Raw genomic sequence first — 19,093 nt, forward strand, 5'->3', positions numbered from 1 at the left:
GCCCGCGTTCACGCGGGCTTTTTTTTCCCGCCGGCGGCGCAAAAAAAACCGCCACCTCGATGGTGGCGGTTTGGGGGGAACGGTGCCGGATCAGCCGTTGCGGTGTTCGCCGATCTTGACGATCTTCATGCTGTTGGTCCCGCCGCCCTGGCCGACCACCTCGCCGTAGGTGAACACGACCAGATCGCCCTGCTGCACCACGCCCTGGCGCAGCATCTCGACTTCGGCGCGGATCAGCAGGCTGTCGCGGTCGGTGTTTTCCTGCGAAATCGTCATCGGCAGCACATCGCGGAACAGCGCCAGCCGGCGGTAGGTCTCGACTTCTGGCGTCAGCGCATAGATCGGGATGCCCGACACGAAGCGCGACAGCCACAGCGCCGACGAACCCGACTGCGTCAGCGCGGCGATCGCCTTGACCTGCAGGTGCGCCGACGCGAACAGCGCCGCCATCGAAATGCTCTGGTCGATGCGCGAAAACTCGCCCGGGCCGAGGATGTCGTCGCTGATCTTGCGACCGACCGACTTCTCGGCCTCAATGCAGACGCGCGACATCGACTCGACCGTCTCGACCGGAAACTGGCCTGCCGCCGATTCCGCCGACAGCATCACCGCGTCGGTGCCGTCGAGCACCGCGTTGGCAACGTCGGAGACTTCGGCGCGCGTCGGCACCGGGCTGCTGATCATCGATTCCATCATCTGCGTCGCGGTGATCGACAGCTTGTTCTTCTGCCTTGCCACCTTGATCATGCGCTTTTGCAGCGCCGGCACCGCCGCATCGCCAACCTCGACCGCCAGATCGCCACGCGCGACCATGATGCCGTCCGACGCTTCGACGATTTCTTCCAGGTTGGCGATCGCCTCGGTGCGCTCGATCTTGGCAATCAGCTGCGCCTTGCTGCCGGCTGCGCGCAACAGCGTGCGCGCCATATACATGTCGGCACCCGATTTCGGGAACGACACCGCGACGAAATCGGCACCGAGCTTGGCCGCGGTCTTGATGTCTTCCATATCCTTGGCGGTCAGCGCCGGCGCGGTCAGCCCGCCGCCCTTGCGGTTGATGCCCTTGTTGTTCGACAGCGGCCCGCCGACCAGCACCGTCGTATACACCTCGGGGCCGCGCACTTCGAGCACCTCGAGCTGCACCTTGCCGTCGTCGAGCAGCAGGATCGCACCGGGCTCGACATCATTCGGCAGCTCCTTGTAGTCGAGGCCGACGCGCTCCTGATTGCCGAGCTCGCACGCGGCGTCGAGGATGAAGCGGTCACCCTTCTTCAACGTGATCTTGTTCTTCTCGAACTTGCCGACGCGGATCTTCGGTCCTTGCAGGTCGGCCATGATCGCCAGAGCCTGCCCCGCCCGCTCCGCACACGCGCGTACCATCGCGGCGCGATCGATATGGTCCTGGGCACTGCCATGGGAAAAATTCAGGCGGACCATGTTGACGCCGGCGGCGAGCAGGCGGTCCAGCGTATTCTGATCGCTCGAGGCGGGGCCGAGCGTGGCGACGATCTTGGTGCTGCGTAGCATGTTTCTTCCTTTGCCTGAGTCTGCGGAGTCTTCTTATTCGCGGCGCCGCCCAGGGCGCCGTCTCGGCCAAGATTATATGCCAGCAAGCCTGCCAGCAGCGTGTACGCCAAGCGCAAGGCACGCCAAAAAAACACGCCCGGCCGGCAGGCGCAAAAAAACCCGCCCCCGGGACGGGTTGCGGGCATGGTGGTACCCCCGACAGGAATCGAACCTGTAACTGGCCCTTAGGAGGGGCCCGTTATATCCATTTAACTACAGGGGCATCGGCGGTTCGTTCGGAACGAGCTGCCGTTGCGGTGGCGGGCATTATATAGGTTTACCGGTGCCGATGGCTAACGACCGAAGCCAAAACAATGCCCGCTCGGGGCGGGCAAGCAGGTTTTTCGGATCATTCCGATTTCAAGGCGCGTCGCCGCTGCGTAGTCTGGTACTCGTCGCAACGGCGCTCTGCCAGGTTGTTCCGGCCACCGCTGCGGCAGGGTGAAGGCCGCCGTATCCACGCCCGGCCCTGTACAAAGTCCCCCCCTTCTCGTGCTGTACATTCGCCCGGCGATGCCGGGCTTTTTTTTGCCCGACTCGCCACTCGGCGCATCCGCAGGCCTGGCGCCGCGCACCAAGCGCGAGTCGCATCCGGATAGCGCGGCCGCGATAGTCAGTTGAGGATGATCTTCGGATCGGGACTCGGCCGGTCGACGCGGTAATAGCTCAGGCGGGCAAAGCCGAGGTCCCGCGCCAGGTCGTCGGGATACTCGCCGTAAGTGGGGCTCCGTTCATCGGGCCTCAGTTTCTTGTGGGTCTCGAGCACCACATCCAGTTCTTCGCGCGCCCCCAGATTGTCCCTCAGGGTGAAGCATGCTTCACCGGTCCTGCCTCTGAACACGTACACAGATCTCACTTGCATGAACAGCCCTCCGGTACTGGTTGGCTTCCCCCTCGACCCGGGGCCCCGGTCACCGCATGCGTGCCCAGCACCGCCAGGAACGACGACCGTCAGCCTGATTGGAGGGTGAAAACGCCCAAGCGTTGCCTCGTCTGTCTGTTTTATTGCGCCCTTTGACCGGACCTGTCCCCTGCTTTCCGACCGTTGCATTTTGTCGACCGGCTTTGCGTTCTGTCTCAGTTCTGCAGATGATCGGGCGCTATGATTCGGCAATAGTCGTTAATTCAACAGGATGAGCATCATGCAGGCGCTGAAGATCGTTTCCCTGGCCGTTGCATTCGGCTGCATGGCATCGGCAACAGCCGGCGCACAGGGCGGCGTGTCGCATGCACAGTTCATGCAGAACGCCATGAATCGCGTCGACCGGATGTTCGATCGGCTCGATCAGAACCGGGACGGCGTGCTGACCGAGCTGGAACGCGAGGCGGCGCGGGAAAGGCTGGCCGGCAAGGGCAGCGACGCGTCGGTTCCGCCGCCGATGGCGGGCGACGTGACCAAGGACGGCTTCGTCCAGTTCATGACCCCCAGGGCCGAGCGGATTTTCGAGCATCTGGATGCGAACAAGGACGGCATGCTGTCGATGCGGGAAATGCAAACCGCGCTGGCCGCGAGCGGGAGAAACGCCGACCGTTGACGCCAGGGCCGGCCGTGCGCGGCGTGCCGGCGGCGGCGGCGACCACCGGCTCGGGCGACCGCTTCGCCGAAGCGGTCCGGCCGCACTCCGCCATGGACGGCGTGGCTACTTGGCGCGATCGCCGTCCCTGATGCCCGCGAGCGTGCCGCGCTCGAAACGCAGCGTGGTCAGGAACTTGCCGCTGCCGGGGTTGTAGGTCCATTCGTCGACGTTCTCGCACGGCACGACATTGACCACGGTGCCCTGCCCGCCGGTCGACACGGTTTGCGGCGGCGCCTTGCAGAACGAGTCCTTGACCATCGGCTCGCCGCACTTTTGCAGCACCGTGGCGCGCGAATCGCCGACATAGACAAGGTCGTTGTTGCAGCGGAACGAGGCTGCCGTGGCGGCGGTCGAACACAGCCCGAGCGCGAGCAAGGCAAGGGTGGAAACGTTCATGAATCATCCTTGGTGACGCCGGTGTTCCGGCGCGGGTTGAACGGGCGAGCACTGCGACCATAGAGCACGGCAAACGACGAAGGTTCGATGCCGGATGGATGCCAAATGTATCAAGGCTAGCGCCGGCGCATCCACACGATTCGCGGCAATGTGTCACCGTTGCGCTCGAGCAGCGAGGCGTAGCGCACCGTCACGCGGCCGAAGCGGGCATCGATTTCGTTGACGAAATAGCGGCTCTGCACCGTCAGCGACTCGCCGGGAACCCGGCCGCGCACGCGCTCGGGCACCGCGTCGGTGAACTCGGCCACATTCTGGAAGTAACGGCCGGCGCGTCGGGCCACCACGGCCTGCGCGTCCTGCAGGGTCATGCCCTCTATCATCGCGGCCAGGACTTCGGGCGACGCGAAATTGACGTTGACCGGTGTCGGCTGCGGCAGGACGGTGACGAACGGCGTCAGCCGGGCAATGGTGTCGGCGTCGAAACCGCTGATCCGCGACAGCGACGCCAGATCGTTCAGCGGCTGGTTGGCGGTGCGGTAACCGCGCGGCAGGTAATCGCCGTCCTCGGCGCCGCCCGAACGCGCTTCGCCATCGGCATCGACCCAGTCGACGAGCGCGTCGACGCGCTGCGCCGGAATGCCGAGCAGCTCGAACAGGCGCCGGCAGCTGGCGATGCCCGCATCGCTGGCCCGGCCGTCGATGACGACGTTGTTGAGATTGAACCGGCCCTGCTGTTCGAGCAAGCGCCCGCCGACCTTGCCCTGCTCGACCGGAATCGCCGGGATCGGGATGTTCCACGGCTCGAGCAGATGGTCGAGCTGGTTGTTGCGCGCATCGTCGCGCAAGGTGAAACGCGCCAGTTGCATCCCCGAATAGGCGATCGCCCTCGCCTGCCCCTGGTCGAGCTGGTTTTCGAGCTGGAAGAACCACAGTTGCTGGCGCCAGGCGATCCACGCCGCCAGCGCGGCAACCAGCGCAGCGGTGATCACCGCGGTGATCAGCGCGATGCCGGACTGTCGCCGCATCGACGCGCTCATGGCAGCGCGAACACCCGCTCGATCGGCGCACTGCCGACGCGCGCCAGCGTGACCTTCACCGCGCGCGGCAACGGCGCCTCGGCGGCGGCACTGGCACCGGCCGGCCAGTGCGTCTGCCAAGTGCCTCCGGCATCGAGAAAGGCGGCCGAGAACGTACCGATATCGTCCAGCAGCGGCAGCGTCGCCGGTTTGGCGTCCGGTGCCGCATCGAGCACATCCCACAGTTGCAGTGCCAGCGTGTTGCCGTCAAGGCGGTAGGCAACGCGTTGCGGATCGCGGTCGCGGGCGAAGCGGACGAATTCGAGCGCCGGCGCGGACGCGGCATCACGGCCGCCGAAGGCCGGCTGCAAGCGGCCTTCGCCATCACGCCACGACCGCCGCAGCGACTGGCCGAGGTCGTCGCCGATCCGGTCGAACACCAGCGACAGCTCGCGCCACGACTGCGCCTCGGCATCGAGGCGCAATTTGGTCGTCGCCACCGAATCAAGCCCGCGCCACGCCACGAGCGCGATCACGCTGAAGATCGCCAGCGCAACCAGCAATTCGAGCAGCGTAAAGCCGTCAGCGCGGGACATGGGCCAGGTATCCGGTCAGCGTGGCGACGGCGTGGTCCGGCTTGCCTTCCGCATAGACCTTGATTTCGACGCGGCGGAAGCTGCGGTTCGGCGACACGCCGTCGTCCTCCTGCCAGACGAACTCGCGCCCGGCCATGCTGGCGCGGCCTTCGCGCCGGCCCGGCTCGGGAAACTCGCCGCGCGCGGTGATTTCCGCCAGCCGGTTCTGCGCAACCCAGCCCGCCAGCGTGCGCGTCGCCAGCTCGCCGGCGGTATCGGTACTCGCCGACACCGCGCGCAAGGCCGCGGCCATCGCGATCGCCAGCACCGCCAGCGCAACCAGCACCTCGACCAGCGTTAAACCGTGACTAGGCCGCATCGCTCACCGCGCGGGCCACGACCCGTCCCATCGCGTCGCCGTCGAGCCGCCAGCGCACCTCGCCGAGCCGCAGCTCGACCCGGAACGGCGCGTTGACGCCGGACGGCTCGAACACGATGCGCTCGCCGATCGGCCGCTCGCGCAGGTCGACCGTCAGCGCGCTCAGCGCGATGCCCTCGGGCCACTCGCGCGCGCGCAGCACTTCGTCGGCGCCGATCGCCTGCCAGCCGTTCTGGTCGTCGAGCAGCCAGAACTGGTAGCCGCGGCCGTCGCTCGACCAGGCCGTCGCCCGGCCCGAGTTGATCGCCGCGTCGCGGGCGCCGTCGAGCAGCAGCGCCAGCCGCTCGGCCTCGCGCGACAGCGTCGTCGCGTCCGAGTCGTTCAGCCGCACCACCGCCAGCCCGAGGATCAGGCCGACGATGGCCAGTGCGACCAGGATTTCGACCAGCGTGAAGCCGCGTCGGCGGAACATGCTATGAATCTAGAGCTGCCACGAGCCGATGTCGGCGTCGTAGCCTTCGCCGCCCTGCGCGCCGTCGGCACCGTAGCTCATCACGTCGATCTCGCCCTTGAGCCCCGGATTCAGATAGAGGTAATCACCGTCCCACGGGTCTTTCGGCAGCTTCTCGAGATAACCGCCGGTCTTCCAGTTCGTCGGCACCGGCGGCAGGCCCGGCTTCTCGGTCAGCGCCTTCAGCCCCTGCTCGGTGGTCGGGTAGCGGCCGTTGTCGAGCTTGTAGAGCTTGAGCGCCTGCACCACGCTGCGGATGTCCTGCTTGGCCGCAACGACGCGCGCCTCGTTCGGCCGGTCCATGATCTTGGGCACGATCAGCGCGCCGAGAATCGCCAGAATGGTGATCACGACAAGGATCTCGATCAGGGTAAAACCGCGCTGGACCGCGCTTCGGGCTTGCATCATCTCTGCTCCACGTTTGAGTTATTTGATCAGCTGGTTCATTTCGAACACCGGCAGCAGGATCGCCAGCACGATCAGCAGCACCACGCCGCCCATCAGCAGCACCATGATCGGGCCGAGCAGGCTGGTGAACGTGGCCACCCGGTTTTCGAGTTCCTGGCTTTGCTGCTGCGCCGCCTTGTCGAGCATCTGCTCGAGCCGGCCGGTGGCCTCGCCGCTGCCGATCAGGTGGATCAGCACCGGCGGGAACAGTTTCGATTCCGCCAGCGCGCGCGACAGCGACATCCCTTCGCGTACCTGTGTCGCCGCGGTCTGCACCGCGTCGCGCAGCGGCAGGTTGCCGATCACGCCGGCCGCCGCGCCCATCGCCCGCAACAGCGGCACACCGCTGCCGACGAGGATCGCCAAGGTCGACGCCAGTCTGGCGGTATTGCCGGCACGCTCGAAGCGGCCGAACAGCGGCAGCTTCAGCGTCCACAAATCGAAAGCGCGCCGAACCGCCGGCCGCTTCAACGCGCGCCATCCGGCAAAACCGGCGACCGAGGCCAGCAGCAACAGCACCGCCCCCCAGTCACGGACCACGGCACTGGTCCACAGCAGCGCCCGGGTCAGCAAAGGCAGTGTCTGCTTGGCGCTCTGGAACACCGTCACCATCTGCGGGACGACCCAGGTCAGGAGGCCGATGATGACCAGCACCGAGACGACCATCACCACCATCGGATAAATGAACGCCAGCATCACTTTCGATGCCAGCGCGGCGCGGCTTTCGAGGTAGTCGGCCAGCCGCTGCATCACCGCCGCAGCCTTGCCCGACTCCTCGCCGGCGGCGACGATGGTCCGGTACAGCTCGGGAAACGCCGCCGGATGGCTCGCCAGCGCCTGTGACAACGACACGCCGGCGAGGATCTCGCTGCGCAGCGCCAGCACCAGCGCCTTTTCGCGCTCGCCGTCGCTCTGCTCGCCGAGCACGACCAGCGCCTCATCGAGCGTCAGGCCGGCGTCGAGCAGCGTCGACAGCTGCCGTGTCAGCAAGGCCAGCCGTGCCGTGCCGAGGCCGCGCTGGCGGCGTGCCCTCGCCGTGCCGTTGGCCAGTTCGCTGACCCACAAGCCCCGTTCGCGCAACTGCAGTCGCGCCTGGCGCGCATTGTCTGCCTCGATCGCGCCGCGGACCTCGCGGCCGTCGCCGCCGACGGCGCGGTAGTGGAAGGTACTCATGCCGTATGGCCGCCCTTCGAACGATTGCGCTCCGCCGGCGGCCGCATGCGGATCAGGCGAAGATCACGGTCTTGTTCGAATACACCAGCACGCGGTGCTCGAGGTGCCACTTGACCGCGCGCGCCAGCACCATCTTCTCGAGGTCGCGGCCCTTGCGGATCAGCTCCTCGACATCGTCGCGGTGCGAGATGCGGATCACGTCCTGCTCGATGATCGGGCCGTCGTCGAGCACCTCGGTCACGTAGTGGCTGGTCGCGCCGATCAGCTTCACGCCGCGGGCAAATGCGCGGTGGTAAGGCTTGGCGCCGTCGAATGCCGGCAGGAAGCTGTGGTGGATGTTGATCACGCGCTGCGGATAGGCGGCGGTGAAGTCGTGCGACAGCACCTGCATGTAGCGCGCCAGCACGATCAGATCGATGCCGTGCGCTTCGAGCAATGCCTTCTGTTCGGCCTCGGCCCCCGCCTTGTTGTCCTTGCCGACCGGAATCACGTGATAGGCGATGCCGTAGAACTCGGCCAGCGCGCGGCAATCGTCGTGGTTCGAGATGATCAGCGGAATATCGCAGTGCAGCTCGCCGCTCTTGTGGCGATACAGCAGGTCGACGAGGCAGTGGTCGTACTTGGAGACGAAGATCGCCATCTTCGGCCGCTCGGCCGACAGTGCGACGGTCCACTGCATCTGGAAGCGGTCGGCGATCGGCTGGAACGCCGGGGTGAACGCGTCCATGTCGAGGGTGAAATCAGTCAGATCCCACTCGACTCGCATCAGGAACAGGTTTTCCGAGTTGTCCTGGTGCTGGTCGACGTGGACGATATTGGCGTTGTAGGTATACAGAAAGTTGGCGATCGCGGCGGACAGACCCTTGCGGTCCGGGCAGCTGATCAGCAATGTAGCGGTATTCATGGATGATCCGGGGCAAAAAGCTGTTGCCGATTCTAGCAGCTTCACCCGCCGCCACCGTATCGACAATGCGTCAGCCTAACGAAACGACGTGTCAGCGCGGTTACAATGGCTCGGCCATGGCGTGGCGGCGGCGCCGGTGCGTGTCGACCAGCAGCATCGCCTCGATGAACAGCGACTGGAACGGCGGGCTGTAGCCGTGCTGCGGAATCTCGTTTTCCCAGCGGTGTCCGCCGCGCTCGCCCGGATCGGCGACAAACCGGAAGGCGTAGCCGAACATCGCCGCGTAGATCGCCGCACCGATGCCGGCGGTACGCGCCGGGTTGAAGCGCCGGCCGCCGGCACCGGCGAACTCGTGATCGATCGCACGGAAGACCACGGCCATCGTCTGCGCCGGCGCCAGCCCGTCGAGCATGGCCATCTTTGCGGCGGAGCGCAGAATTTCCTCTGGAATCAGTATCATACCGATCACCCTCGTCGGCGGTGTGCAATGCAGCATAGGCAATTAAACTTACAAACCACGACAACACGCTCACCATTCATCGGCTCACCATGTTCGACATCGTTCTGTTTCAACCGGAAATCCCCCCCAACACCGGCAATGTGATCCGGCTCGCCGCCAATACCGGCTGCACGCTGCATCTCGTCCGGCCGCTCGGCTTCGAGCTCGACGACAGCAAGCTCAAGCGCGCCGGACTCGACTACCACGAGTACGCCGAACTGCGTGTCCACGACGACTGGGATGCGCTGGCCGCGGCGCTGCCCGGCCGGCGCTTCTTTGCGATGACGACCAAGGGAAGCAGCCGTTTCGATGCGCTCGCGTTTGAGCCCGGCGACGTTTTCGTCTTCGGCCCCGAAACGCGCGGCCTGCCCGACGACGTGCTGGCGCGCTTTGCCGCCGACCGGCGCATCCGCCTGCCGATGCGCGCGGGCCAGCGCAGCCTCAACCTCTCGAACGCGGTCGCGGTCACGGTGTTCGAGGCATGGCGGCAGAACGGCTATGCCGACGGAGCCTGAGTGCGCATCGGGCTGAATCCGCTGGCACTGCTGGCCGCGCTGGCGAGCCCGGTCGTCCACGCGGCGCCGTGCACGGTGCAAACGCCGATCGACGACATCTGCCAGTTGCCGCTCGCCGCGCTGCGCCCGACCCAGCCCAATGTCGGCCGGATCCAGGTCGACGACGAAGCGGCGAGGCTCGCCGGCAAGCCGGCCGCACGGCTCGACGCGATCGCGCGCAAGAAGCAGATTCCGGTCGTGCTCGGCCCCGACGGCGGCTTCTACCTGACCGACCGGCACCATCTCGCCAGCGCACTGCTGAAAGCGGGCCAGAGCCAGACCAGCGTCAAGCTGATCGGCAAGCTCGACGGCGATTTCTGGCCGCAGATGGTCGCCCGCCACTGGGCCTGGCTGTACGACGCGCGCGGCAAGGCGATTACGCCGGCGCAACTGCCGGCAACGCTTTCGGCGCTCGGTGACGACCCCTATCGCAGCCTGGCCGGCTATGCGCAGGATGCCGGCTTCTACGACAAGGCCAGGCGCGCCTATTTCGTCGAGTTCGCCTGGGCACGGTACTTCGGCGAGCAAATGGGCTGGCGACCGCTTGACCGCGGCACACTGCCGGCGGCGCTCGACGAAGCCCGCCGGCTGGCGTGCCTGCCTGCCGCCAGCGCGCTGCCCGGCTACCGCAAGGACTGCCGGCACGCCGACTGAATGGCGGCAAGACACCGTCCGCGCCTCCGGGGCATTTCGGCGACACATCCGGCCCGGGGATGACTCGGGCATTTTTGCTCGGCTAGAGTGTCGGCATGTCCGTCCAGCCGCCCCATCCGATGACTTCACGCCGTCCGCCCGCGATCACGCCCTACTGGGAGTGCTTCCCGCGGTTTTTCGCCTATCCGTTCCGGCCGGAAGCACTGCTGCCGCTCGCGGGCTTCGTTGCCGTGTTCGCCGCGCTGATGTGGCTGACCGGCGGCGGACTGGCCGGCCTGCTCGGGCTGCTGCTCGTGGCGGTCTGCTTTCTGCGCTTTGCGTTTTCGGTGCTGGAGCGCACCGCGATCGGCCATCATGGCGAAACGCCGCTCGCGTTCCAGCATGACGAATCGCACCGATGGCGGCCGTACAAGCATTTTGTGGCGCTGGTACTGGCCGGCGCCATCGTCGCGCTGGCCGGAACGGCGCTCGGGCCGCTGGCCGGCGAGCTGCTGTCGCTGGTGCTGCTGCTGGCGTGGCCGGCCAGCATCATGCAGCTCACGCTCAGCGACAGCCTGGTCGAATCGGTCTCGCCCGAACGGCTCTGGGAGCTGATCCGCGACATCGGCCTGCCCTACCTCGGCCTGTGGGCCTGCCTTGCCCTGCTGGGAATCGGTGCCACGGCGGCAACATACGCGCTGCCGGGCCGGATCGGCAGCCCGCTGCTGGGCTGGAGCTGCGTGGGTTTCATCCATATGTACTTCACGCTGGTGATGTACCGGCTGATGGGTTACGTGCTGTACCAGTATCACGACGCGATCGGCCTGGCCGTCCATGCCGCCGCCCCGGCGCCGCAAACGCCGCAACAGCGCGCCGTCGGCGAAGCCGCCGCGCTGCTGCTTGCCGACGAGACGGGTGCCGCGCTGGCCACGCTGCGTACCGCCTTGCGCGAGCATCCGGCCGAGCTGAGCCTGCACGAACGCTACCTGAAGCTGCTGCTCGCCGCCGGCGCGCCCGACGACGCCCTGCGCGCCGCGGCCGGCCATTACCTCGCCGCGCTGCAGCAGGCCGGCAAGCCGGGACAGGGACTCGCCGTGATCGAATCGGTCCGGCCCCGGCTGGCCGATTTCCAGCCGGCCAGCGGCGAGCTGGCCGTGCGGCTGGCCCAGCTGGCGCACGAGCAAGGCAAGCCCGCGCTGGCATTCAGCCTGCTGCGCGGATTCGAGAAGCGCTTTCCGGGCCACGCCGCCATCGCGGCGGCGATGCTGCTTGGCGCGCGCCTCCTCTGCGAACACCGTGGCGACGATGTGCAGGCCCGAAAGCTGCTGCTGGCGCTGATCGCACGCTTTCCCCGCCACCCGGCCCGCCCGGAAGCAGAGAAGCTGCTGCAGATGCTCGACCGGCTTGCCGCTCAGTAACGCGGCAGTCTGGCCTCGTCGCTCTCGGGATAATGCTGCGTCAGCAATTGCCAGCAGGCGTCGGCACGGGCCACATCCCCTTTCCGCCTGAACAGCTTGCCGGCGCGGTAGAGCAGTACCGGCAAGGCAGGCTGCGCCGGCGCGCGCTGCACCAGCATTTGCAACAGCCGCCCGGCGCTGTCGGCATCTCCGTCGTCGAGCCAGCCCGCGGCCAGCCGCAGCCATTGTGATACGGCGAGTTTGGGCAGGGCCGAGCGCTGCGCCAGCGCGGCCTGCCAGGCCTCGGCCGCTGCCGGCCGCAGTGCGGGCTCGGCCGGTGCCAGTCCGATCACCGTGAGCCCGGCCTGCCGCCGCAATGCCGGATCGGCCTGCAGCCTAGCCGTGCGGTAATACGCTGCAACAAACTCCGCGTTAGCGGGATGCTGCTGTACCAGCTTCGCATACGCCGTCGCCGCCTTGTCGAATTGCAGATCGGCAGCCCAGCGCTCCGCCTGCCGCTGCTGCGCCAGGCTCCGCACAGCGGCATCGTCCGATTCGATCCTTGCCGCCGAACGCCCCTTGCGCCGGAAACGGTAAACCGCCGCCAGCGCCGTGCCGCTGAGCAGCCCGGCAAAATGCGCCATGTAGTTGACATGGCTCTCGGGGGCGCTGAGCTTCATCCAGAGTTCGGTCAGCAGCCAGACCGGCAGCACGATCAGCGCCGGCGCCTTCATCGTGTTGAAGTAGACGACAAACCAGTAGAAGAAACGGATCCTGCGCAGCCCATAGAGCACGACGAACATCGCCATGACGCCGGCAATGGCGCCCGAGGCGCCGAGCGACACCGAATAGCGCGGCGCACCGCCGATCAGGTCCGGGATGGCCGCACCGAAACCGGCGATCAGATAGAACAGCAGGAACACGCCACCGCCGAGCGCCACCTCGACCGTGTAGCCGACGATGAACAGGATCGCCATATTGCCGAGCAGATGGTCGACGCTGCCGTGCATGAACATGTGCATCAGCGCGGCCAGCGGCGTCGGGGCGGCCGGTCGCAGCGCGAAGCGGTCGGTAAACACCTGCCGGTACAGCCGGTCAAACCCGGCGCGGCCGGCGCGCCAGGCGGCGTATTCGGGCATCGCCGGGCCGATGACCTGATCGGTGCCCAGCCGCTGCAGGAAATCCGGATCGCCCTGCAGCGCCATCAGCGTACGCGGTGACAAACCGTCGCCGTCGGCGCGCAGCTCGGTCAGCAGCGCCTGCTCGCCACGGCGTTCGAGTTCGGCGAGATAGCGCGGCAGTTCGATCTCGGCGACCCCGGCAGCGTGGTAGTGCTCGAACGCACGCGTACGGCGGGCATCGTCGTGGTACTGGCAACCGAAATAGATCACGCAGCAGGCAACGATCAGCAGGAGCGTCACCCACGGCGGGCGCCGCCAGTCGGGTTGCGCCGGCAGGGGCAGAATCAGCATCCAGCTCTCCCGGCGCGGACCGATCAGCCCTGGTTGCGCATGAAGTCGGCGGTCTTGTAGAACGCTTCTTCGAGGTGCTCGCGCAGGGCCGGATCCATCGGCGTCTGTTCCATCGCCTGGAACATGCACAGCAGCCACTGGTCGCGTTCGGATTCGCCGATCGAAAACGGCATGTGCCGGCCGCGCAGGCGCGGATGACCGTATTTCTCGATAAAGCGCTGCGGACCGCCAAGCCAGCCCGAGAGGAAGTCGAAGAACTTGTCGCGGATCAGCGCGGTATCCGGCGCGTGCATCGCGTGGATGCCCGCCGTGCGCGGATCGCTCGCCATGATGTCGTAGAAGCGGTCGACCAGTTGCCGCAATACCACGTCGCCGCCGAGCAGCTGGTATGGCGTCATTTCCTGCACTTCGCTCATCGCTGCACCTTGACCGGCTTGACGCAGGATGCGGCCAGTCTGGCGCGCTCGCGTGCGAGATCGGTGTCCGCGGCCGTCGCGACGGCAACACCCATGCGGCGGCGCTCGAACGCTTCGGGCTTGCCGAACAGGCGCAGGTCGGCGCCCGGCACCGCCAGCGCATCGGCGACGCCGTCGAAAGCGATGCCGGCCTCGTCCATGCCGCCGTAGATCACCGCGCTCGCCGCCGGCTCGCGCAGGCTGGCGTCGACCGGCAGTTTCAGGATCGCCCGCGCATGCAGCTCGAACTCGGAGAAGCGCTGGCTCGCCAGCGTCACCAGACCGGTGTCGTGCGGCCGCGGGCTGACTTCGGAGAACCACACCATGTCGCCCTTGACGAACAGCTCGACCCCGAACAGGCCGCGACCGCCGAGGTTGTCGGTCACTGCCCTGGCGATCTCTCGCGCGCGTTCGAGCGCGACCGGGCTCATCGGCTGCGGCTGCCAGCTCTCGACGTAGTCGCCCTTGACCTGCACATGGCCGATCGGCGCGCAGAACTGCGTTTCGACCTCGCCGCCGGCCCCGATCGCGCGCACCGTCAGCAAGGTGATCTCGTAGTCGAAGTCGATGAAGCCTTCGACGATGACCTTGCCGGCGTCGACGCGACCACCGCTGGCCGCATAGTCCCACGCCGCACGCAGGTCATCCGGCCCCGTGAGCGTCGACTGCCCCTTGCCCGATGACGACATCACCGGCTTCACCAGGCACGGATAGCCGATGTCGGCAGCCGCAGCGGCCATTTCGTCGAAGCTCGACGCAAAGCGGTACGGCGACGTCGGCAGGGCTAGCGTTTCGCCGGCGAGGCGGCGGATGCCCTCGCGGTTCATCGTCAGGTTGGTCGCGCGCGCGGTCGGGATCACCTCGGCCAGGCCGTCGGCCTCGATCCGCAGCAGCTCGTCGGTCGCGATCGCCTCGATCTCGGGCACGATCAGCTGCGGACGCTCGGCTTCGACCAGCGCCCGCAGCGCTGCGGCGTCGGCCATGTTGATCACGTGGCTGCGGTGCGCGACCTGCATGCCCGGCGCATCGGCATAGCGGTCGACGCCGATCACTTCGACGCCGAGGCGCTGCAACGCGATGATCACTTCCTTGCCGAGCTCGCCGCAGCCCAGCAGCATGACCTTGGTGGCCGACGCGGATAAAGGGGTACCCAGACGCATGGAACGGCTTCCTGAATGATGGAGAGGAATGGCCGCGATCTTAACATGCGGCACCCGGCGGCCCGGACTGCCCAAATGCAAACAGGCCGGAATGCCGGCCTGTTCTGGAGTATGACGACGCTTATTCGGTCAGGTAGGGGTACGGCTTCTGCGGCACGTTCGACTCGCCGGCGCGTTCGCGCTCGTCGAGATTGATCGGTGCCTTGTCCCACAGCAGCGCACGCCCGTCGACCTGGCCCTTGGCCACATCCGGATGGTCCTTCAGGTAGCCCTGCATGAACTGGGTGTATTCGGAAACGTATCGGGTGTTCTTGAACATGGTCGGCTAATCCGTGCGGCGGTATCGTGATTTTGCGGCGATTATACCGTCAATGCCGCCAGCTCGGGGAGCACGGCCGCGTGCAGCGTCGCATTGGCGGCAGCCAGCACGCAGCCTTCGCTGTGCCGGTGCAGTGCCTTCCCCTGCCAGTCGGTCATCCTGCCGCCGGCGGCGTTGATCACCGGCGCCAGCGCGGCGAAGTCGTGCAGCTTCAGCCCCTCCTCGACGACAAGCTGCAGCCAGCCGCTGGCGAGCTGTGCGTACAGATAGCCGTCGCCGCCGTAGATCTGGTAGCGGCTGCGGCGGGCCAGCGATTCGAACACCGGCCGCGCCCTTGGCAGATATTCCGGCCCGGTGGTGCCGATGATCGCGCCGGCCAGCTCGCCGACGGCGCTGCTCCGCACGGCCGCGCCATTCAGCGTCGTCGGCACGCCCTCGCCACCGATCCAGCGATCGCCGGTAACCGGCTGATTGATCACACCGAGCACCGGCTCGCCGCGATACATAAGCCCGATCAGCGTCACGAACAAGGGCCGCCCGACCGTGAACGACTTGGTACCGTCGACCGGGTCGAGCACCCACACCCAGTCGGCATCGGCATTCTGCTCGCCGAACTCCTCGCCGATGATGCCGTCCTGCGGCCGCCGTGCTTCGATCAGCGCCCGCATCGCCTTTTCGGCCTCGCGGTCGGCCTGCGTCACCGGGCTGTCATCGTCCTTGTCGATGATGGCGAAGTCCTGGCGGTAGTAGCCGCGGATCACCTCGGCACTGGCATCGGCAAGCTGCTGGGCCAGCGCGAGCTGGTCGGCGGACGGAATCGGCATGGCAGGTACTCTCATCATCTGGACGTCCGGCAGACTACCACGCCGCTCCGCCGGCCCTCCACCTTGCGGCCATGACAACGCGCCACCGGCAATTGCAATAATGAGAACAATTATCCATCCGCAATTCAAACGGTAATGATTCGCAATATATTCGGATATTCGTGCAAACAAATAATTAGGAATCGAATCAAATCCGGATAAAATAAACCCAGCAATAAGAAATGGAGAATCACGATGCAAGGCGACAAGAAAGTCATCAAAGCGTTGAACGGCGTGCTCGGCAATGAGCTGGTCGCGATCAACCAGTATTTCCTGCATGCGCGCATGTACCGGAACTGGGGCTACAAGCAGCTGAACGACCGGGTCTACCACGAGTCGATCGACGCGATGAAACGCGCCGACAAGCTGATCGAGCGCATCCTGTTTCTCGAAGGGCTGCCGAACCTGCAGCAGCTGGGCAAGCTGCTGATCGGCGAAGCCGTACCGGAAATGCTCGACTGCGACCTCAAGCTCGTCGGCGGTCACCTGAAGACCCTGCGCGAAACCGTCGCGCTGTGCGAGGAGGCGCAGGATTACGTTTCGCGCGATCTGCTCGAGAACCTGCTCGAAGACGAAGAGGAATACCTCGACTGGCTCGAAACCCAGGCCGAGCTGCGCACCTCGCTCGGACTGCAGAACTACCTGCAATCGCAGGTTGGCGAATAAGAACGGAGAACCGACATGCAAGGCAATACCAAGGTCATCGCGGCACTGAACGAATTGCTCGCCGCCGAACTCACCTCGATCGACCAGTACTTCGTCCACAGCCAGATGTACGACAACTGGGGCTACACCAAGCTGTTCGCCCGTATCGACCACGAGCGCGGCGACGAAATCGGCCACGCAACCAAGCTGATCGCACGCATCCTCTTCCTCGGCGGCACGCCCAACGTCGCCGCACGCACTGCGCTGCGCATCGGCGCCGATGTGCCGGCCATGCTGAAGAACGATCTGGTCACCGAGATCGAGGTTGCCAATGCGCTGAAACAGGTCATCGCGCTATGCGAATCGGTGCAGGATTACGTCACCCGCGGCATGCTGGTCACCCTGCTCGACGACACCGAGCAGGATCACGCGCACTGGCTTGAACAGCAGCTTGGCCTGATCGACGCGCTCGGACTGCCGAACTACCTGCAACTGCAAGCCGGCTGATCCTGCCCGGCAGGAAGAAACGACAACGGGGCGCCGATGGGCGCCCCGTTTGCATTCGTGCATTGCGTCTCAGGCTGCAGCCAGCCCGCCGAAGGACGGCACCGCATGCTCGTCGCGGGCATGCTGGTGGATCGCCTCTTTCAGCACCTGCTTGGCACAACCGGCACACTTGCCGCAGCACGTCGCCACCTCGGTTTCGTGCTTGAGTTCCTTGAACGTGCGCACGCCCCGCATCACGGCGCGGTGGATGTCTTTGTCGGTAACGCTGTTGCAGACGCAAACGTACATGGAGGCAATGTCAAATATTGATAAGCATTCTCATTATGAATGCAAGCCTCCCCACAGCGCAAGCGGACACACCGTCCGCTGCAGACTGACCGATAAACGGCCTCAGTGGCCGTGACCGCACAATCCGGCGTGACCGGCGTCGGCGCCAACGCTGTCGCGCCGGCCGCGAATGCGCTCCCAGACCTTCTCGTGGAAGTGGTACGCCACGGTGTTGACCATCGGCTCGACCAGCGCCAGCAGGCTGGCCACGCCGAAACTGCCGGTCAGGGCATAGGCGACCGCGAACGCGACGGTGAAATGGGTAGCGGCAAAGGTGGCAGTCTTGACCATGGCGGGCTCCTTTTTATTAATGATAACCATTATCAAAACAACAGACAGTCAATTGTTGCTATCGCCGCCATAGCCGCAAAAAAAACCCCGCACGCTGGCGGGGCTTCTGTCATCGATTGCGCTTACCCGTTGAACGGATGGCGCAGCACGATGGTTTCTTCACGGTCCGGACCGGTCGAAATCATGTCGACCGGCGCTTCGCAGATCGCTTCGATGCGCTTCAGGTACGCCTGCGCATTCGCCGGCAGATCTTCGTAGCGCTTGATGCCGACGGTCGAATCGCTCCAGCCCGGCATCGCTTCATAGATCGGCTCGCAACGCGCGATGTTCTCGGCGCCGATCGGCAGGATGTCGACGAGCTTGCCGTCGAGCTTGTAACCGGTACAGAGGTTGATCGTCTCGATGCCGTCCATCACGTCGAGCTTGGTCACGCACAGGCCCGACACGCCGTTGATCTGGATCGAGCGCTTCAGTGCGGCCGCGTCGAACCAGCCGCAGCGACGCGGACGGCCGGTCACCGAACCGAACTCGTTGCCGCGCTGGGCCAGGCCGGCACCGACATCGTCGAACAGTTCGGTCGGGAACGGGCCCGAACCGACGCGGGTGGTGTAGGCCTTCACGATGCCGAGCACGTATTGCAGCATCTGCGGCGCCACGCCGGCGCCCGGTGCCGCCGCACCCGCCACGCAGTTGCTCGAGGTCACGAACGGATAGGTACCGTGGTCGATGTCGAGCAGCGTGCCCTGCGCGCCTTCGAACAGCAGCGATGCGCCGGACTTGTTCAGTTCGTACAGATCGCGCGAAACGTCGGCCATCATCGGCTTGATGCGTTCGGCGTACGCCAGCGTTTCGTCATGCACGCGCTGGAAGTCGAGCGGCTCGGCCTTGTAGTAGTGCTTGAGCGCAAAGTTGTACCAGTCGAGGTTTTCAAGCAGCTTGGCGGCGAAACGCTCCGGGTAGTACAGGTCCTGCAGCCGGATCGAGCGACGCGCGATCTTGTCCTCGTAGGCCGGGCCGATGCCGCGGCCGGTGGTGCCGATCTTCTTGTCGCCCTTGGCCGCTTCACGCGCCTGGTCGATCGCGATGTGATACGGCAGGATCAGCGGGCAGGCCTCGGAAATCTTCAGGCGCTTGAGCACGTCGACACCGGCGGCTTCGAGCTCGTCGATTTCCTTCAGCAGCGCTTCCGGCGAGATCACCACACCGTTGCCGATGAAGCAGGCCTTGCCCGCGTGCAGGATGCCCGACGGAATCAGCCGCAATACGGTCTTCTTGCCACCGACCACCAGCGTGTGACCGGCGTTGTGACCGCCCTGGAAACGGACCACGCCCTGCGCCTGGTCCGTCAGCCAGTCCACGATCTTGCCCTTGCCCTCGTCGCCCCATTGGGTGCCGATCACGACAACGTTTCTGCTCATGCCAAACCT

Annotated in this window: 25 protein-coding genes and 1 tRNA gene; 6 read left to right on the top strand and 20 right to left on the bottom strand. The window is 65.9% G+C overall.

From position 1 onward, the window contains the following. Positions 1 to 90: 90 nt before the first annotated feature. The 3 genes from pyk to BJP62_RS03205 all read right to left on the bottom strand — a co-directional run bounded on the left by pyk (position 91) and on the right by BJP62_RS03205 (position 2,428). Complete coding sequence (pyk, locus tag BJP62_RS03195; protein WP_070526435.1) at positions 91 to 1,527, bottom strand: pyruvate kinase; 1,437 nt, start codon at positions 1,525 to 1,527, stop codon at positions 91 to 93. A gap of 187 nt (positions 1,528 to 1,714) precedes the next feature. Continuing rightward, positions 1,715 to 1,789: transfer RNA gene (locus BJP62_RS03200), tRNA-Arg, on the bottom strand. 390 nt (positions 1,790 to 2,179) lie between these two features. Then, entirely contained in the window at positions 2,180 to 2,428 is a 249-nt protein-coding gene (locus tag BJP62_RS03205; RefSeq protein WP_070526438.1) for a hypothetical protein, read from the bottom strand. A gap of 271 nt (positions 2,429 to 2,699) precedes the next feature. Here BJP62_RS03205 and BJP62_RS03210 point away from each other — a divergent pair, with 271 nt between their 5' ends. After that, a complete protein-coding gene (locus BJP62_RS03210) occupies positions 2,700 to 3,101 on the top strand; it encodes an EF-hand domain-containing protein (protein WP_145927082.1) in 402 nt (133 codons plus the stop codon). A 105-nt stretch (positions 3,102 to 3,206) separates the two neighbouring features. Here the strand turns inward: BJP62_RS03210 and BJP62_RS03215 are convergent, their stop codons facing one another. From BJP62_RS03215 to BJP62_RS03255, 9 genes are all read right to left on the bottom strand, one after another. Then, positions 3,207 to 3,539 carry a DUF2845 domain-containing protein gene (locus tag BJP62_RS03215; protein ID WP_070526443.1) on the bottom strand — a complete coding sequence of 111 codons (333 nt, stop codon included), beginning with the start codon at positions 3,537 to 3,539 and terminating at the stop codon, positions 3,207 to 3,209. Positions 3,540 to 3,655: 116 nt separating this feature from the next. Then, the gene (gspK, locus tag BJP62_RS03220) at positions 3,656 to 4,564 is read right to left on the bottom strand and encodes a type II secretion system minor pseudopilin GspK (protein ID WP_070526446.1); all 909 of its coding nucleotides are present in this window, start codon (positions 4,562 to 4,564) and stop codon (positions 3,656 to 3,658) included. Positions 4,565 to 4,572: 8 nt separating this feature from the next. After that, positions 4,573 to 5,151: a type II secretion system minor pseudopilin GspJ gene (gene gspJ / locus BJP62_RS03225; protein ID WP_070526448.1), complete on the bottom strand. Its 579-nt coding sequence runs from the start codon at positions 5,149 to 5,151 to the stop codon at positions 4,573 to 4,575. Next, positions 5,138 to 5,509, bottom strand: a complete 372-nt coding sequence (gene gspI / locus BJP62_RS03230) for a type II secretion system minor pseudopilin GspI (protein ID WP_070526451.1) — start codon at positions 5,507 to 5,509, stop codon at positions 5,138 to 5,140. The genes gspJ and gspI overlap by 14 nt, the downstream gene beginning before the upstream one ends. Further along, on the bottom strand, positions 5,499 to 5,981 hold the full coding sequence (locus tag BJP62_RS03235) for a GspH/FimT family pseudopilin (RefSeq protein WP_070526454.1): 483 nt from the start codon (positions 5,979 to 5,981) through the stop codon (positions 5,499 to 5,501). The genes gspI and BJP62_RS03235 overlap by 11 nt, the downstream gene beginning before the upstream one ends. Positions 5,982 to 5,990: 9 nt before the next feature. After that, a complete protein-coding gene (gene gspG, locus BJP62_RS03240) occupies positions 5,991 to 6,428 on the bottom strand; it encodes a type II secretion system major pseudopilin GspG (protein WP_070526456.1) in 438 nt (145 codons plus the stop codon). A gap of 18 nt (positions 6,429 to 6,446) precedes the next feature. Next, the gene (gspF, locus tag BJP62_RS03245; protein ID WP_070526459.1) at positions 6,447 to 7,640 is read right to left on the bottom strand and encodes a type II secretion system inner membrane protein GspF; all 1,194 of its coding nucleotides are present in this window, start codon (positions 7,638 to 7,640) and stop codon (positions 6,447 to 6,449) included. 52 nt (positions 7,641 to 7,692) lie between these two features. Continuing rightward, positions 7,693 to 8,544, bottom strand: coding sequence for a formyltetrahydrofolate deformylase (gene purU, locus BJP62_RS03250; protein WP_070526462.1), 852 nt, complete (start codon positions 8,542 to 8,544; stop codon positions 7,693 to 7,695). Between the two features lie 100 nt (positions 8,545 to 8,644). Continuing rightward, positions 8,645 to 9,004 (bottom strand): hypothetical protein, encoded by a 360-nt coding sequence (locus BJP62_RS03255; RefSeq protein ID WP_145927083.1) that lies wholly within the window; start codon positions 9,002 to 9,004, stop codon positions 8,645 to 8,647. An 89-nt stretch (positions 9,005 to 9,093) separates the two neighbouring features. Here BJP62_RS03255 and trmL point away from each other — a divergent pair, with 89 nt between their 5' ends. From trmL to BJP62_RS03270, 3 genes are all read left to right on the top strand, one after another. Beyond that, on the top strand, positions 9,094 to 9,558 hold the full coding sequence (trmL, locus tag BJP62_RS03260; RefSeq protein WP_070526467.1) for a tRNA (uridine(34)/cytosine(34)/5-carboxymethylaminomethyluridine(34)-2'-O)-methyltransferase TrmL: 465 nt from the start codon (positions 9,094 to 9,096) through the stop codon (positions 9,556 to 9,558). Further along, on the top strand, positions 9,559 to 10,251 hold the full coding sequence (locus BJP62_RS03265; RefSeq protein WP_205700953.1) for a ParB-like protein: 693 nt from the start codon (positions 9,559 to 9,561) through the stop codon (positions 10,249 to 10,251). Between the two features lie 119 nt (positions 10,252 to 10,370). Beyond that, positions 10,371 to 11,648: a hypothetical protein gene (locus BJP62_RS03270; protein WP_145927084.1), complete on the top strand. Its 1,278-nt coding sequence runs from the start codon at positions 10,371 to 10,373 to the stop codon at positions 11,646 to 11,648. Here the strand turns inward: BJP62_RS03270 and BJP62_RS03275 are convergent. The 5 genes from BJP62_RS03275 to BJP62_RS03295 all read right to left on the bottom strand — a co-directional run bounded on the left by BJP62_RS03275 (position 11,642) and on the right by BJP62_RS03295 (position 15,857). Beyond that, positions 11,642 to 13,099 (bottom strand): rhomboid family intramembrane serine protease, encoded by a 1,458-nt coding sequence (locus tag BJP62_RS03275; protein WP_070526472.1) that lies wholly within the window; start codon positions 13,097 to 13,099, stop codon positions 11,642 to 11,644. The two genes, BJP62_RS03270 and BJP62_RS03275, sit on opposite strands and share 7 nt — an antisense overlap. Positions 13,100 to 13,122: 23 nt before the next feature. Further along, complete coding sequence (locus tag BJP62_RS03280) at positions 13,123 to 13,515, bottom strand: group II truncated hemoglobin (protein ID WP_205700954.1); 393 nt, start codon at positions 13,513 to 13,515, stop codon at positions 13,123 to 13,125. After that, on the bottom strand, positions 13,512 to 14,714 hold the full coding sequence (gene purT, locus BJP62_RS03285; RefSeq protein ID WP_070526475.1) for a formate-dependent phosphoribosylglycinamide formyltransferase: 1,203 nt from the start codon (positions 14,712 to 14,714) through the stop codon (positions 13,512 to 13,514). The genes BJP62_RS03280 and purT overlap by 4 nt, the downstream gene beginning before the upstream one ends. Before the next feature lie 121 nt (positions 14,715 to 14,835). Beyond that, the gene (locus BJP62_RS03290) at positions 14,836 to 15,033 is read right to left on the bottom strand and encodes a DUF3460 family protein (protein ID WP_070526478.1); all 198 of its coding nucleotides are present in this window, start codon (positions 15,031 to 15,033) and stop codon (positions 14,836 to 14,838) included. A 41-nt stretch (positions 15,034 to 15,074) separates the two neighbouring features. Next, positions 15,075 to 15,857 (bottom strand): inositol monophosphatase family protein, encoded by a 783-nt coding sequence (locus BJP62_RS03295; protein WP_070526481.1) that lies wholly within the window; start codon positions 15,855 to 15,857, stop codon positions 15,075 to 15,077. A gap of 234 nt (positions 15,858 to 16,091) precedes the next feature. Here BJP62_RS03295 and bfr (BJP62_RS03300) point away from each other — a divergent pair, with 234 nt between their 5' ends. Beyond that, positions 16,092 to 16,562 carry a bacterioferritin gene (gene bfr / locus BJP62_RS03300; RefSeq protein ID WP_070526484.1) on the top strand — a complete coding sequence of 157 codons (471 nt, stop codon included), beginning with the start codon at positions 16,092 to 16,094 and terminating at the stop codon, positions 16,560 to 16,562. A 15-nt stretch (positions 16,563 to 16,577) separates the two neighbouring features. Then, positions 16,578 to 17,048 carry a bacterioferritin gene (gene bfr / locus BJP62_RS03305; protein WP_070526486.1) on the top strand — a complete coding sequence of 157 codons (471 nt, stop codon included), beginning with the start codon at positions 16,578 to 16,580 and terminating at the stop codon, positions 17,046 to 17,048. A 69-nt stretch (positions 17,049 to 17,117) separates the two neighbouring features. Here the strand turns inward: bfr (BJP62_RS03305) and BJP62_RS03310 are convergent, their stop codons facing one another. The 3 genes from BJP62_RS03310 to BJP62_RS03320 form a co-directional block, all read right to left on the bottom strand. Then, the gene (locus BJP62_RS03310; protein WP_070526489.1) at positions 17,118 to 17,336 is read right to left on the bottom strand and encodes a bacterioferritin-associated ferredoxin; all 219 of its coding nucleotides are present in this window, start codon (positions 17,334 to 17,336) and stop codon (positions 17,118 to 17,120) included. A gap of 102 nt (positions 17,337 to 17,438) precedes the next feature. Continuing rightward, complete coding sequence (locus BJP62_RS03315) at positions 17,439 to 17,666, bottom strand: DUF2061 domain-containing protein (protein WP_070526492.1); 228 nt, start codon at positions 17,664 to 17,666, stop codon at positions 17,439 to 17,441. Between the two features lie 122 nt (positions 17,667 to 17,788). After that, positions 17,789 to 19,084 (bottom strand): adenylosuccinate synthase, encoded by a 1,296-nt coding sequence (locus BJP62_RS03320; protein WP_070526494.1) that lies wholly within the window; start codon positions 19,082 to 19,084, stop codon positions 17,789 to 17,791. Positions 19,085 to 19,093: the final 9 nt, after the last annotated feature.

Source organism: Jeongeupia sp. USM3 (assembly GCF_001808185.1).
Lineage (GTDB): Bacteria > Pseudomonadota > Gammaproteobacteria > Burkholderiales > Chitinibacteraceae > Jeongeupia.